This window comes from uncultured Tenacibaculum sp., from assembly GCF_947494125.1.
In the GTDB taxonomy this organism is placed as follows: Bacteria; Bacteroidota; Bacteroidia; order Flavobacteriales; family Flavobacteriaceae; genus Polaribacter.
Map to the genome: position 1 here is coordinate 340,727 of NZ_CANLTU010000002.1, position 13,899 is coordinate 354,625.

General features: G+C 29.7%; 12 protein-coding genes. 4 read left to right on the forward strand and 8 right to left on the reverse strand.

The genetic code is table 11. The features are described 5' to 3' along the window. Nucleotides 1–4: 4 nt before the first annotated feature. Entirely contained in the window at nucleotides 5–502 is a 498-nt protein-coding gene (gene tpx, locus Q0881_RS05020; RefSeq protein ID WP_299157408.1) for a thiol peroxidase, read from the reverse strand. Between the two features lie 110 nt (nucleotides 503–612). On the opposite strand from tpx, the gene Q0881_RS05025 reads away from it, so the two are divergent. Continuing rightward, nucleotides 613–2,001 (forward strand): MATE family efflux transporter, encoded by a 1,389-nt coding sequence (locus tag Q0881_RS05025; RefSeq protein ID WP_299157410.1) that lies wholly within the window; start codon nucleotides 613–615, stop codon nucleotides 1,999–2,001. After that, nucleotides 1,988–2,212 (forward strand): hypothetical protein, encoded by a 225-nt coding sequence (locus Q0881_RS05030; RefSeq protein WP_299157412.1) that lies wholly within the window; start codon nucleotides 1,988–1,990, stop codon nucleotides 2,210–2,212. The genes Q0881_RS05025 and Q0881_RS05030 overlap by 14 nt, the downstream gene beginning before the upstream one ends. A gap of 71 nt (nucleotides 2,213–2,283) precedes the next feature. Here the strand turns inward: Q0881_RS05030 and Q0881_RS05035 are convergent, their stop codons facing one another. From Q0881_RS05035 to Q0881_RS05045, 3 genes are all read right to left on the reverse strand, one after another. Further along, the gene (locus Q0881_RS05035; RefSeq protein WP_299157414.1) at nucleotides 2,284–2,757 is read right to left on the reverse strand and encodes a hypothetical protein; all 474 of its coding nucleotides are present in this window, start codon (nucleotides 2,755–2,757) and stop codon (nucleotides 2,284–2,286) included. Between the two features lie 13 nt (nucleotides 2,758–2,770). Next, complete coding sequence (locus Q0881_RS05040; RefSeq protein WP_299157416.1) at nucleotides 2,771–3,694, reverse strand: OmpA family protein; 924 nt, start codon at nucleotides 3,692–3,694, stop codon at nucleotides 2,771–2,773. Nucleotides 3,695–3,784: 90 nt separating this feature from the next. Continuing rightward, nucleotides 3,785–5,992 (reverse strand): DNA mismatch repair protein MutS, encoded by a 2,208-nt coding sequence (locus Q0881_RS05045; protein WP_299157418.1) that lies wholly within the window; start codon nucleotides 5,990–5,992, stop codon nucleotides 3,785–3,787. Nucleotides 5,993–6,029: 37 nt separating this feature from the next. Between Q0881_RS05045 and ung the strand changes: the two genes are divergently transcribed. Continuing rightward, nucleotides 6,030–6,695: a uracil-DNA glycosylase gene (gene ung / locus Q0881_RS05050; RefSeq protein WP_299157419.1), complete on the forward strand. Its 666-nt coding sequence runs from the start codon at nucleotides 6,030–6,032 to the stop codon at nucleotides 6,693–6,695. A 143-nt stretch (nucleotides 6,696–6,838) separates the two neighbouring features. Next, the gene (locus Q0881_RS05055) at nucleotides 6,839–7,930 is read left to right on the forward strand and encodes a DUF2911 domain-containing protein (protein WP_299157421.1); all 1,092 of its coding nucleotides are present in this window, start codon (nucleotides 6,839–6,841) and stop codon (nucleotides 7,928–7,930) included. Between the two features lie 111 nt (nucleotides 7,931–8,041). On the opposite strand, the gene Q0881_RS05060 is transcribed toward Q0881_RS05055, so the two are convergent. The 4 genes from Q0881_RS05060 to Q0881_RS05075 all read right to left on the reverse strand — a co-directional run bounded on the left by Q0881_RS05060 (nucleotide 8,042) and on the right by Q0881_RS05075 (nucleotide 13,803). Further along, nucleotides 8,042–9,055: a glycosyltransferase family protein gene (locus Q0881_RS05060; protein WP_299157423.1), complete on the reverse strand. Its 1,014-nt coding sequence runs from the start codon at nucleotides 9,053–9,055 to the stop codon at nucleotides 8,042–8,044. An 8-nt stretch (nucleotides 9,056–9,063) separates the two neighbouring features. After that, complete coding sequence (locus Q0881_RS05065) at nucleotides 9,064–9,936, reverse strand: UDP-2,3-diacylglucosamine diphosphatase (RefSeq protein WP_299157424.1); 873 nt, start codon at nucleotides 9,934–9,936, stop codon at nucleotides 9,064–9,066. A gap of 172 nt (nucleotides 9,937–10,108) precedes the next feature. Further along, entirely contained in the window at nucleotides 10,109–13,459 is a 3,351-nt protein-coding gene (gene secA, locus Q0881_RS05070) for a preprotein translocase subunit SecA (protein ID WP_299157425.1), read from the reverse strand. Nucleotides 13,460–13,581: 122 nt separating this feature from the next. Beyond that, nucleotides 13,582–13,803 (reverse strand): DUF2795 domain-containing protein, encoded by a 222-nt coding sequence (locus Q0881_RS05075; protein ID WP_047789198.1) that lies wholly within the window; start codon nucleotides 13,801–13,803, stop codon nucleotides 13,582–13,584. Nucleotides 13,804–13,899 lie beyond the last annotated feature (96 nt).

A 13,899-nucleotide genomic window follows, 5' to 3' on the forward strand; every position in this document is an offset into this window, starting at 1 on the left:
AAATCTAAAGAGCTTTTAAAGCAGCTTCGTAATTTGGTTCGTCAACAATTTCAGAAACTTGTTCGGTATATACAACGTTTCCTTCTTCGTTTATGATAACAATACAACGAGAGTGTAATCCAGAAAGAGGACCGTTTTTTACTTCTAAACCATAATCTTTTCCAAATTTACCAGTAGAAAAGTCAGATAACATAACAACATTTTCAATTCCTTCAGCTCCACAAAAACGACCTTGAGCAAAAGGTAAATCTCTTGAAATACATAAAACTTTTGTGTTTTCTAAGCTAGCTACTTTTTTGTTAAACTCTCTAACCGAAGTCGCACAAGTTCCAGTATCAACACTTGGAAAAATATTTAAAATTAATCGACTACCTGAAAAATCGTTTAAACTTTTAATAGATAAATCAGTTGCAACTAGAGAAAAGTCTATTGCTTTACTACCAGTTGTTGGTAAATTACCTATTGTTTCTATTGCATTTCCTTGTAATGTTATTGAAGCCATTTTTTCTGTTTTTAAGAACATCAAAGGTAATTAAATTTATTAAAAAATTATGAAGATAAAGGTAGTAGACTATTAAAAAGTTATCTTCGCCCTTCGAAATAATATAAGTTTTGAATTTACAACAATATACATCCGAATTTAAGTACAATTGGAAACTAGCTGCTCCAGTAATGCTAGGAATGCTAGGGCATACTTTTGTTAGTTTTGTTGATAATATTATGGTAGGGCAGTTAGGAACTGCAGAGTTGGCTGCGGTTTCTTTAGGGAACAGTTTTATGTTTATAGCAATGTCTTTAGGAATTGGTTTTTCAACAGCTATAACACCATTAATAGCTGAAGCTGATTCTTCTGATAATTTTACACAAGCAAAGTCAACATTTAAACATGGTTTGTTTTTATGTACCGCAATAGGGATTTTGATGTTTTTGATGGTTTTCTTTTCAAAGCCTTTAATGTATTTAATGAAACAGCCTAATGAGGTTGTAGAACTAGCAATACCGTATTTAGATTTAGTGGCTTTCTCATTAATACCTATGATCGTTTTCCAGGCATTTAAACAGTTTAGCGATGGAATGTCTATGACTAGATATCCGATGTATGCAACAATTGTAGCTAATGTTTTAAATGTAATTTTAAACTACCTATTTATTTTTGGAAAATTTGGATTTCCAGAGTATGGTATAGTAGGAGCAGCGTACGGAACTTTAATATCAAGGTTTGTAATGGTGTTTTATCTTTGGTGGTTATTAACTAAAAAAGAGCGTTCAAAACGATTGGTAACTAATATTAAATTGTTTGTATTAGATAAATTAATGCTTAAAAAAATCATTAATTTAGGAGCTCCAAGTGCCATGCAAATGTTTTTTGAGGTTGCTATATTTACCGCAGCAATATGGTTGAGTGGACTGCTTGGGAAAAATCCTCAAGCTGCAAATCAGATAGCTTTAAACTTATCTTCAATGACTTTTATGGTAGCTATGGGGTTAAGTGTAGCTTCTATGATTAGAGTAGGTAATCAAAAAGGATTACAGGATTATAAAGAATTAAGAAGAATAGCTTTTTCAATATTTTTGCTAGGTATTATTTTAGCTGTAGCTTTTGCTACTATCTTTTTTGTATTTCATAAAAGTTTACCTAATTTATATGTAGATTTGAGTGATACAAATAATTATGCTGATAATATGGAAGTAATGAAGATTGCCGCAAACTTATTAATTGCTGCGGCTATTTTTCAAATATCAGACAGTATACAAGTAATGGTTTTAGGAGCTTTACGTGGTTTACAAGATGTAAAAATACCAACTATAATAACTTTTATTTCGTATTGGGTTGTTGGGTTTCCAGTGAGTTACTTTTTAGGAACTGAGGAACAATATGGAAGTTTTGGAATTTGGCTAGGTTTATTAGCGGGACTAACCACTGCTTCTATTTTATTATTCATACGATTTAATAAATTAACATTAAAATTGATTAAAACAAAACATAATGGACTTACCTAAATTTTTACTAGCCGATAGCAGTAATCACCCTGATGATATTTTTGTACTGCATACTGAATTTCCCCGATTTTTAATTAATTTGAAAGATGATGAAGTGGAATGGTTTGAGGATTTAACTGGTGAAAAAGAAGATGATATTACTACAGAACTTGCAAGTTTAATGGATAAAGCAGGAGAATTTTACGATGAAGAAATGAAAAAATACGAATAAGTTTTATTTGTATTTATTTAAAATTTTAAAACCATTGAATTAATTAATTCAATGGTTTTTCATTTACTAGATTATTTATTTAAAAGATTTTTTGCTTGACCTTTCCAATCGTCTCTAACAATTCTACCAGGAAAAAATTGGATTAAATCAGTTACAGTTTCTATATCTTCGAAAGATAATTTACTTATTTGTTCATAAGTATAAATACCAATACTATTTAGTTTGGTTTCAATAAAACTACCAACTCCTTTAATTTTAGTTAAATCATCTTTATCTTCTTCTTTAGCCTTTCCAATAGTTTTTAAACTAAGCTTTTTTGGTTGTTTTATTTCAATACCACCACGCTCAACTGTCTTTTTTGCTCTTATAGTTGATTGCATTTCATCTCTCAATTCAGATATAACATGCGTGCTTTCTGTTAATTTTGATTGATATTTATTTTTATAATAATACCAAGAAAATATATAGCCTATTAAAAAGGCGCCTAACATCCAAAAGAATATTTCTAAAAGATGCGTCGTTTGATTCGTAATAAATAAAGTCATTTTTAACGGGGAGTTAGTTGATTAAGATTTCAATTCTTCTATTTTTAGCCCTACCTTCTTTGGTGCTATTATCTGCAATTGGAGTAGCTTCTCCTTTTGAAGTTGAATTGATTATGGTTTTGTTTATACCTTGTTTTATGAAATAGTTAGAAACGTTTTTAGCGCGCTCTAATCCAATCCAGTTATTAGCTTCTTCTTCACCTAGATTATCTGTGTGCCCAATAATGGTTATTTTCTTGTTTGGATGTTTACGTAAATAATTTTTTACTTCTTTAGTGTATGAATACAAGGTTCTATCTGGCTTAAAAGAATTATTACCAAATGAAGAGTGTAATGTTTTATTTGTAATTTCATTTTCTATAGAAGCTATTTTATTGTTAGCCATGGCATTACATGTTATGGTAATACCATCAGCATAAAAACCTTCAGGATCATATTCATATTGATCAATTTTACTTTCTATATTAATTCTTTTAGGGTTTACACCATATTGAATTAGTTTTCTTTTTAAATATAAAGCTCTCTCATATCCAAAATTAGAATTATTATTTAGCAACTCATTTTTTAAATAAGTAGCTTTAATCGTAATTTCTTTTTGAGAATTATTATTTAAGAAATTAAAAATAGAATCTTTAAAGTAGTAGAATTTTTTAGGAAAAAGAACTCGAGTATTGTTAGCGCTTGTTATAAACTTGTCATTAAAGTTAAGTTTAGTAGTCTGTTTTTTGGAAGGTATTATTTCCTTTTTTATAGTAAGTTGGAGTGTGTCTTTCTCTTTTTTTAAAGGTGTAGTTTTTTTTGAAGTCAAAGTTATTTGTTCTTTATTAACTTCATTTACAATATTTTTTACATCATCATTTAAAGCATGATTATGTATAAATAAGGCTATTGTAGCCCAACACAGAAAAAAGAGAAAAGCTTTTAAAAAGTTTCTCATAAGTTATAAGGGGATAGTTTATTAACCCTATAAATGTATAAAAAACTTTTTAAGAAATAAAATAGGTGTATTTTACAGTATATGAGTAAGCTATTTTTTTGCTCTTTCTACTAATTCTAATTGTTCAATTTTAGCTTTAGTAGTAAATAGCCCATAATTAATAAAAACATTTTTCTTCTCTATTTTATCAATTGTACCAACAGAATTTCCATCAACTAAACGAACTCTGTCATTAATTTTAAAAACATAAGCAGCCTTTTCTTTGGCTATTTTGTCTGCTACTTTTTTCTTTTCTTCTCTAACTTTTACTACTTTTTGTAAGACTTCTTTTTCTACTTTGGTTATAATTTCTTTTTGCTTTTTAACAAGTTCTAAATCTTTTTTCTTTTCTAATTTACTTTTCTTTTGAGGCGGATTTTTCTTCGTGTATTTAGTTTTTTCAGACATAACCCATTTGAGAAAATTAGTAGAGAGCTCTTTTTTGTTATTGGTTTGAAAATATTTATTTAAAAGCTCATTTGTTTTTCTACCAAGAGAAAGCATACGTTGGTTATTGTCATATAACTCTTGAAAACCAGAAAGTTTGTCTTGTAATTTCTGTTCTTTTTCTTGTAAGTTTTCAATATGTTCTTTTCCTTTTGTTTTTTGCTTAACTAAACTATCTGAAGTTTTTTGTAAGCGATTTCGTTCTTTTTGAAGTTTAGAAATAGTTTTGTCTAAACGAACTTTTTCGGTTTCAACACGTTTTTTTGCTCGATTAATTATACTATAAGGAATTCCATTTTTTTGAGCTACTTCAAAAGTAAAAGAACTACCAGCTTGTCCAATAAATAGTTTATATAAAGGCTCTAAAGTACGTTCGTCAAATTGCATATTAGCATTGGTAACATTTTCTAATTCGTTAGCTAAAACTTTTAAATTAGCATAGTGTGTAGTAATAATTCCAAAAGCTTTATTTTCATAAAACTCTTCTAAGAAAATTTCAGCTAAAGCACCACCTAGTTCTGGATCAGATCCAGTACCAAATTCATCAATTAAAAATAAAGTATTATCGTTACATTTTTTTAAAAAAGATCGCATGTTTTTTAATCGATAACTATAGGTACTTAATTGATTTTCTATAGATTGATTATCACCAATATCAGTTAAAATAGTATTGAAAAGGGTTGTTTCACTACGTTCATGCACAGGAATTAGCAAGCCACTTTGTAGCATAAGTTGTAATAAACCTATAGTTTTTAAAGTAATACTTTTTCCTCCAGCATTAGGACCTGAAATAACAATTATTTGTTGTTTTTCATCAAGTCGAATTGTTTGAGCAATGGTTTTTATACCCTGTTCTTTATTCTTTTTCCATAAAACAGGGTGAAATGCATCTTTAAAAAATATTTTTTTCTCCTTGGTAATTTTTGGAAGCAAACCATTAATGCTACGAGCATATTTAGCTTTAGAACCAACCATGTCTAAATGCGTTAAAAAAGTAACGTATTCATTTAACAAAGGTGTGTAAGGACGTATCTCGCTAGCTAAAGCTCTTAGTATTTTTACAACCTCTTGTTTTTCTTCATATATCAAATTTTGTAATTCTCTACTATAAGATAAAGTAGCTTGTGGAGCTATATAAACAATATTACCAGATTTTGAAGAGCCTAATAAACTTCCCTTTATTTTACGACGATGCATTGCTGTAACAGCTAAAACACGTTGATTATCTATAACAGTTTCTTTAATATCATCTAAATAACCACTAGCTATGTTTCTACTTAATGCATGAGAAAAACTTTCAGAAATTTTTCCGCGAACATTATTTATATCTTTTCTTATTTGTTTTAAAACTGGTGAAGCATTATTAGCAACTTCACCATAAGAAGTAATTATTTTTTTTATACTATCAGAAACAAAAGTTGTAAACTCAATTTTATCACTTAAAGTGAAAAGAGTAGGGTAGTAGGTTTGAAATTTTTTAAGAAACTTTTTTTGCTCATTTACAGTATCTGTAACTGTTGCAACTTTTAAAAAAGCTTCAGTTTCTAAAAAACTATTTTCAATAGCTAATCGTTTAATTTCTTCGGTAACATCTTCAAAAGAATGATTTGGAACTCTGTTTTCATTTTCAAAAGAAGAAAGATATTCGTTAACTAAGTTCAATTCAAAAAATAAGTTTTTTTTGTTTGAAATTGGTTGAATTTGTAAAGTTTGTTCTTTACCTAAATTTGAAATACAGTGCTCGGCAACCTGTTCTAAAACTGTTGTAAATTCTAAATCTTGAAGTGTCTTTTCTGAAATGTTTTTAGTCAAAATAGTATATTTGAAACCAAAGCAAAAATAGGAAAGAATGCAGGTAAAAATAGCAGATAGCTGGAAAAATATTTTACAGGAAGAAATTGAAAAATTATATTTTAAAAATTTAATTTCTTTTGTTGAAAATGAATATATAGAAAATATTTGTTATCCAGAGAAAGAGAGCATTTTTGCAGCACTTAATTATTGTGCATTAGATGCTATAAAAGTGGTGGTTATAGGGCAAGATCCCTATCATGGAAAAGGACAAGCAAATGGTTTATGTTTTTCAGTTAAAGAAGAAATTAAACATCCACCATCTTTAATAAACATTTTTAAAGAAATTGAAACAGATTTAGGTATTTCTTATCCAAAATCTGGCGATTTATCACGTTGGGCAAAACAAGGAGTTTTGTTGTTAAATGCAACTTTAACGGTAAGGGAATCTGAAGCAGGGAGTCATCAGAAACAAGGATGGGAAGAGTTTACAGATGCCATAATTAAGAAAGTTTCAGAAGAAAAAAAAGATGTTGTTTTTTTACTTTGGGGTGGTTATGCTAAAAAGAAAATAAAGCTGATAGATACTAAAAAACATCATGTTTTAACATCTGGACATCCCTCTCCACTAAGTGCAAATAGAGGGTATTGGTTTGGAAACAAACATTTTTCTCAAACTAATGAGTTTTTACAAGTAAAAGAATTGAAAAAAATAGAATGGTAATTAATTGTTTTTTAGTAGTGTTTAAAAAGTTAATTAAGTGTTAATTAACTATGTTAAATAGGTTTTTAACTAATTGCTAACATAAATAATTTTTAATAGTGTCTAATTTGTAAAGGTTAATTAACTAAAACAAATTTTTCAAGATGAAACCAAATAATTACTTTAAAGTTTTATTAAGTTTTTTACTTATTATTAGTATTGATTCTTACGCTCAATTAAACTTGCCTAGAGGGAGTCAGCAAGCAACAGTTTCTCAGCGCATTGGTATTTCCGATATTTATGTTAAATATGCTAGACCAAGTGTAAAGAAAAGAGAAGTGTGGGGTAAATTAGTTCCTTATGGAATGAATAATTTAAATTTTGGAACCGCAAAAGAATCTCCTTGGCGTGCAGGAGCGAATGAAAACACAATTATAAAATTTACAACAGATGCTACGGTAGAAGGAAAATCTCTGAAAGCAGGGAAATATGGTTTGCATATGATTATTCATAACAATGATAAAGCAACTATTATTTTTTCTAAGAACAATAGTGCATGGGGAAGTTATTTTTATAAACCTAATGAAGATGTTTTGAGAGTGGATGTAAATATGACTGCGATTCCACATGAAGAGCAATTAACATATGATTTTACTGATGTAACTAAAAATTCGGCTGTACTATCTTTAAAATGGGGAAAAAAACAAGTTCCAATGAAAATAGGAGTTGATGTTACGAAGGTAGTTTTAGCAGATGTAAGAAAAAAGTTAGAAAGTCAGGCAGGTTTTAATCGTCAATCTTGGGAGCAAGCGGCAAACTTTTCAATGAATAACGGAGGTGATTTAAATGAAGCTTTAGGGTGGATTAATAATGCTATTTCAGGTCAGTTTTATAGTCAAAAAACATTTAGAAATGTAGGGATTAAGGCTCAAATATTAAACAAGCTTGGTAAAAAAGATGAATATAGTAAGATGATTGATGAAGCAGCTTCTATGGCAAATACAGCTCAATTAAATAGATTGGGGTATGCGATGATAAATTCTAAAGATTATGCTAGAGCAATTAAATTTATGCAACTTAATGTAGATAAAAACTCGAAAAGTGCAAATGCTTATGATAGTTTGGGAGAAGCATACAAAGCAGCTGGAGATAAGAAGAAGGCGATTAAAGCGTTAAAAAAAGCGTTAACTTTAAACCCAGCAGCAAATGTAAAAAAGAATTCAGAAAAACTATTAAAAGAATTAGGTGCTATGTAGAAAATAGAATCACAGGCTAAACTAATTTGATTAGCCAAACTTTTTAAATAGTAACTTGGGTTTTATAATAAAGCCCAAGTTTTTTATTTTAAGAAGTATACAACTTTTGTTTTATGATACAATACTTGGTAACATTGTTTCATTGTAATAAGGTAAAATAATAGCTTCTAAAATATCTTCGGTATTATCTGAGTATTCTATTTCTATAATTTTGTTAGATTTTATCCATTTAGAAATTTTTTCGCACTGTCTTTTGTTGAATTTTTTTAGAACAGTTACGCCCATTTCTTTTAAACTTAAAGCATTGCATTGTTGCTCATATTGATTTTTCATTGGAATTACCAATAGCTTTTTCTTTAGGTATAAAGCTTCAGCTGGAGTTTCAAAACCAGCACCACATAGCACACCGCTTGAGGAAGCCATGCTTCTAATAAACTCATTTCCATTTATGGGCTGTATAAAGATGTTATTGTGCAATTTATGTTGGTTAGTATGTTTAGAAAATACTTGCCATTTAACATCTTTAAATTCAGATAAGACCTTTATAATTTTCTTATCACTATAGGCAGGTAGGTATACTGTATAATGTCCTTTGTTAGTTCTATTTTTATATCTAATTTTTTTTCTGATGATTGGAGAGAATATTGCAGAAGAATAAGTCTGAAAATGAAAACCAAATTTTATTTTCGAAGGGGCATAATATTTTAATATTAGTCTTTCAAATTTGTACATTCCATATTTAGGAGAATGTTTGTCTAAAACAGCATTCTGATGACTAAGTGATATGATAGGTGTGTTTTTTAATTTGGCAGCCCAGGCTGTAACAGGTTCAAAATCGTTAATGATAAGGTCATAATCCTCAATCGGTATTGATTTTATTTCTTTAAATAGGTTGGTTAATTTTAATTTCTGTAAAGTTTGTTTAAAATCAATTCCTCCTTTTTTCCCAAAAATGAAACTTAAACCATAGTATTTATATTTTATTTCAAAAGGAAATTTTAGTTCACATTGGTGTCCACTAATTAAAACATCAACTTCAGCCTTTAACTGTAAGTAAGGTATAATTTCTATAGCTCTGCTAGCATGTCCGTTACCTGTTCCTTGAAATGCGTATAAAATTTTCATAAATGTTTTTAATTTTCTTTAATATTAAATTCTTTTAAAAGTTCTTCAAAAAGCATACTGTTACTACTTTCAGAAGCAACAAATTCAGAATCATTTTTATGTGAATTTAGATGAGCGTTTTTTGCGATATCATCTTTTTCATATTCATACAAAGTCCATGATTTATTATGATATTCTAAAGCAGTTAAGTTCTCAATCCAATCGCCAGAATTTAAATAAGTAGTTATACCGTTTTCATTTTCAATTTGTTTTATTTCTGGATGGTGTATATGTCCACAAACAACATAATCATATCCTTCTGAAATAGCGATGTCTGAAGCTGTTTTTTCAAAATTATTAATAAATTTCACAGCACCTTTAACACTGTTTTTTATTTTTTTAGAAAATGATAATTTTCCATAACCTAATCTGTTACTAAACCAGTTTACAGCTGTATTTATCATAATTAAAGTATCGTAACCAAAACTGCCTAATTTAGCTAGCCATTTAGAATGTTGCATAGTTATATCAAAAACATCACCATGAAAAAACCATCCCTTTTTACCATCAAGATCTAAAACTACTTTATTAACTATTTCAAAACTTCCGAGTCTAAATCCTTTAAACCTACGGAGCATTTCGTCGTGATTTCCTGTTATATAATAAACTTTAGTGCCAGAAGTTATAAAAGACATTAATTGCTTTATAATCTTCATATGTGGTTTAGGAAAATAACGTTTTTTAAATTGCCAAATATCTATGATGTCGCCATTTAAGATTAAGACTTTAGGATTGATGGTTTTTAAATAATTATGAAGTTCTGTGGCTCTACAACCAAAAGTGCCTAAATGAACATCAGATACAACAACAATATCTAATTTTCGCTTTTTGTTTTTTTTCATTCTTAAAAGTATACTACTGTGTTTTATCAAATATACTTTTCGAATGTTTTTTTATGTTGAATTAAATGTGAAGTAATGGTAATGAGAATGTTATTGTTGTGTGGTGGCAAAGTTATGTAAAAGTAAAAAGCTCGGGATTTCCCGAGCTTTTTACTTTTTATTTATGATAGTATTATTTGTTGTATAATACCCAGCTTCCTTTTTCTAGTAAAGGAATTGCTTGTTTGTATTTTACTTCTTTTTCTTCACCAGTCATTACATTTTTAATTGTAACTCTTTCGTTTCTACCAATTTTTGGTTGTTCACGAACAATTGTTTCTACAACTTGTTGCTCTTGAGTTTGCTGATTTCTAGCTCTGCTCATAGCTTGCTGTGTAGAGTTTTGAACTTCATCTTTACGAGTATCTAATTGCTCACGTTTTTGTTCACGAGCTTCTGATACTTGCGATGCATCTTGACTTGGTAATTGCCCTTTAAATAAGAAAGATAAAACTTCTTTGTTTACTTTATCAACTGTTTCTTGAAATAATTCGAAAGCTTCAAACTTATAAACTAATAAAGGATCTTTTTGTTCATAGGTAGCATTTTGAACGGTTTGTTTTAACTCATCCATTCTACGTAAATGATCTTTCCAGTTTTCATCAATAATTGATAAAGTAATGTTCTTTTCAAAATCGTTTACTAATGATTTTCCTTCAGATTCATATGCTTCTTTTAAGTTGGTAACTACTTGTAATGTTTTGGTACCATCTGTAAAAGGAACTACAATACGCTCGTAACGGTCACCTTCCGTTTCAAAAACATTTTTGATTACTGGGAAAGCATTGTCAGCATGCCTTTCTGTATCATTTTTATAATGATCAGAAACAATTACATACAATTTATCAATTATTTCCTGTTCAGTCAATTTAGTAAATTCTTCCTCTGAAAAAGGAGAAGTCATTGATGAAAAACGAATTAATTCGAACTCAAAGTTTTTGTAATCGTTATTCATCTTGTTTTGTTTTACAATAGAATCACAAGTATCATAAATCATATTTGCAATATCTATTTGTAAACGTTGACCATCTAATGCATGACGACGACGCTTGTAAACAAACTCACGTTGTGCATTCATAATATCATCATACTCTAATAAACGTTTACGAATACCAAAGTTATTTTCTTCTACTTTCTTTTGAGCTCTTTCAATAGATTTTGAAATCATAGAATGCTGAATTACTTCACCATCTTTTAATCCCATTCTGTCCATCATTTTAGCAATTCTATCAGAACCAAATAAACGCATTAAATTATCATCTAAGGCAACATAGAATTGAGAAGAACCAACATCACCTTGACGACCAGCACGACCACGTAATTGACGATCGACACGACGAGAATCATGACGTTCAGTACCTACAATTGCTAAACCACCTGCAGCTTTTACTTCGTCAGATAATTTAATATCGGTACCACGACCTGCCATATTTGTTGCAATTGTTACAACACCAGGATTACCCGCTTCAGCTACTACATCCGCTTCACGCTTGTGTAATTTTGCGTTTAATATGTTGTGTGGAATTTTACGCATTTGTAACATTCTACCTAATAGTTCAGATATTTCTACTGATGTTGTTCCGATAAGAACTGGACGACCAGCTTTCGATAATTCAACAACATCTTCAATTACAGCATTGTATTTTTCACGAGTAGTTTTGTAAACTAAATCTTGTTTGTCATCTCTCTGAATTGGTCTGTTTGTAGGAATTTCAACTACATCTAGTTTATAGATTTCCCAGAATTCACCAGCTTCAGTAATCGCAGTACCAGTCATACCAGATAACTTACGGTACATTCTAAAGTAGTTTTGTAACGTAACAGTTGCAAATGTTTGCGTTGCATCTTCAATTTTTACAGCTTCTTTAGCTTCGATTGCTTGATGCAATCCATCTGAGTAACGACGACCGTCCATAATACGACCCGTTTGCTCATCAACAATCATAACTTTATTGTCCATTACCACATATTCAACATCTTTTTCAAAAACAGTATATGCTTTTAAAAGTTGATTCATGGTATGAATACGTTCACTTTTTACGCTAAACTCACGATATAATTCTTCTTTTTGATTTGCTTTTTCCTCAGGAGTATCTTCACTACTATCAATTTGACCAACGATAACACTTATATCTGGTAAAACGAAGAATGTATCATTTTCTGTTTTTTCAGATAAATGCCCAATACCTTTGTCGGTTAAATCAATTTGATTATTTTTTTCTTCAACAGTAAACCATAATTCAGCATCAACCTCAGGCATTAACTTATTATTGTCTTGCATGTAGAAGTTTTCTGTCTTTTGAAGAATTTGCTTTGTTCCTTCTTGAGATAAAAACTTAATTAAGGCTTTATTTTTTGGAAGTCCGCGATAAACTCTTAATAATAAGAAACCACCATCTTTAGTATTTCCTTCTTTTAGTAAGGTTTTTGCTTCTGCTAATACCCCTACTAAATATTTGTTTTGTAATGTTACTAAATCAGCTACTAAAGGTTTTAACTCATTAAATTCATGACGATCTCCTTGTGGTACAGGTCCAGATATAATTAGAGGTGTACGAGCATCATCTACTAAAACAGAATCAACTTCATCAATAATAGCATAGTTTGGTGCTCTTTGAACTAAATCTTCTTTAGAACTAGCCATATTATCACGTAAATAATCGAAACCAAACTCATTGTTGGTACCATACGTAATGTCTGCATTATAAGCTTTTCTACGTTCTTCTGAATTTGGTTGGTGGAAATCAATACAATCTGTAGATAATCCATGAAATTCAAAAATTGGAGCCATCCACGCACGGTCACGTTTTGCTAAATAATCATTCACAGTTACTACATGAACTCCGTTACCAGTTAAGGCATTTAAGAAAACGGGTAGGGTAGATACTAATGTTTTACCTTCACCAGTCATCATCTCAGCAATTTTACCTTGGTGTAAAACAGATCCACCAATTAATTGAACATCATAATGCACCATTTCCCAAGCTACTTCTTTTCCTGCAGCATCCCATGAACTTGCCCAGTAAGCTTTATCGCCTTCTAATACAATATGTTCTTTTGTAGCAGATAATTCTCTATCAAAAGCTGTAGCAACAACCTCTAATTCATCGTTTTGTGTAAAACGTTTAGCTGTTTCTTTTACTAAAGCAAAAGCTTCAGGCATAATATCTAATAAAACCGCTTCAGAAGCTTCATAAGCTTCATCTTTTAATTTATCTATTTCTGCATAAATTTCTTCTTGACGATCAATATCTGCATTTAGAGCTTCTTCTTCTAAAGTAGCAATAGTTTCATTAAAAGATTTTGTAGCTTCTTTTATTTTCGATTTAAACTCGATTGTTTTTGCCCGTAAACCATCATTAGATAAACTATTTAATGAATTTTCAAAAGATTGTACTTTTTCAACAATCGGTTGTAGAGATTTTAGGTCTTTTTGTTGTTTATCACCAACAAATAGTTTTAGAATCGAATTTAAAACGCTCATTTGTAAAATATTGTTTTATAGTAGATTAAATATGTTTTAATCTACTTTTGTATGTTTATAATTTATGTGCTTAAAAGTAAGCAAAAAAAAAGCCTCTAATAGAGACTTTTATGGTTGTATTCTTAGTATTCGTCTTCGTTCCAAAGATAATCTTCTTCGGTAGGATAATCAGGCCAAATTTCGATTATTGAATCATATGCCTCTCCTTCATCTTCAATATCCTGTAAATTTTCAACCACTTCTAAGGGTGCTCCTGTACGAATAGCATAATCAATTAATTCGTCTTTAGTTGCAGGCCAAGGTGCATCTGCTAAATATGATGCTAGTTCAAGTGTCCAATACATTTCTTTATCTGTTTATTAAGATTTTCGCAAAAATAATTTTTTTTTTGAGAAAGTCAAGTTTTTTTTAAAAAATGTTAAATCAATAAAAAAAGAACT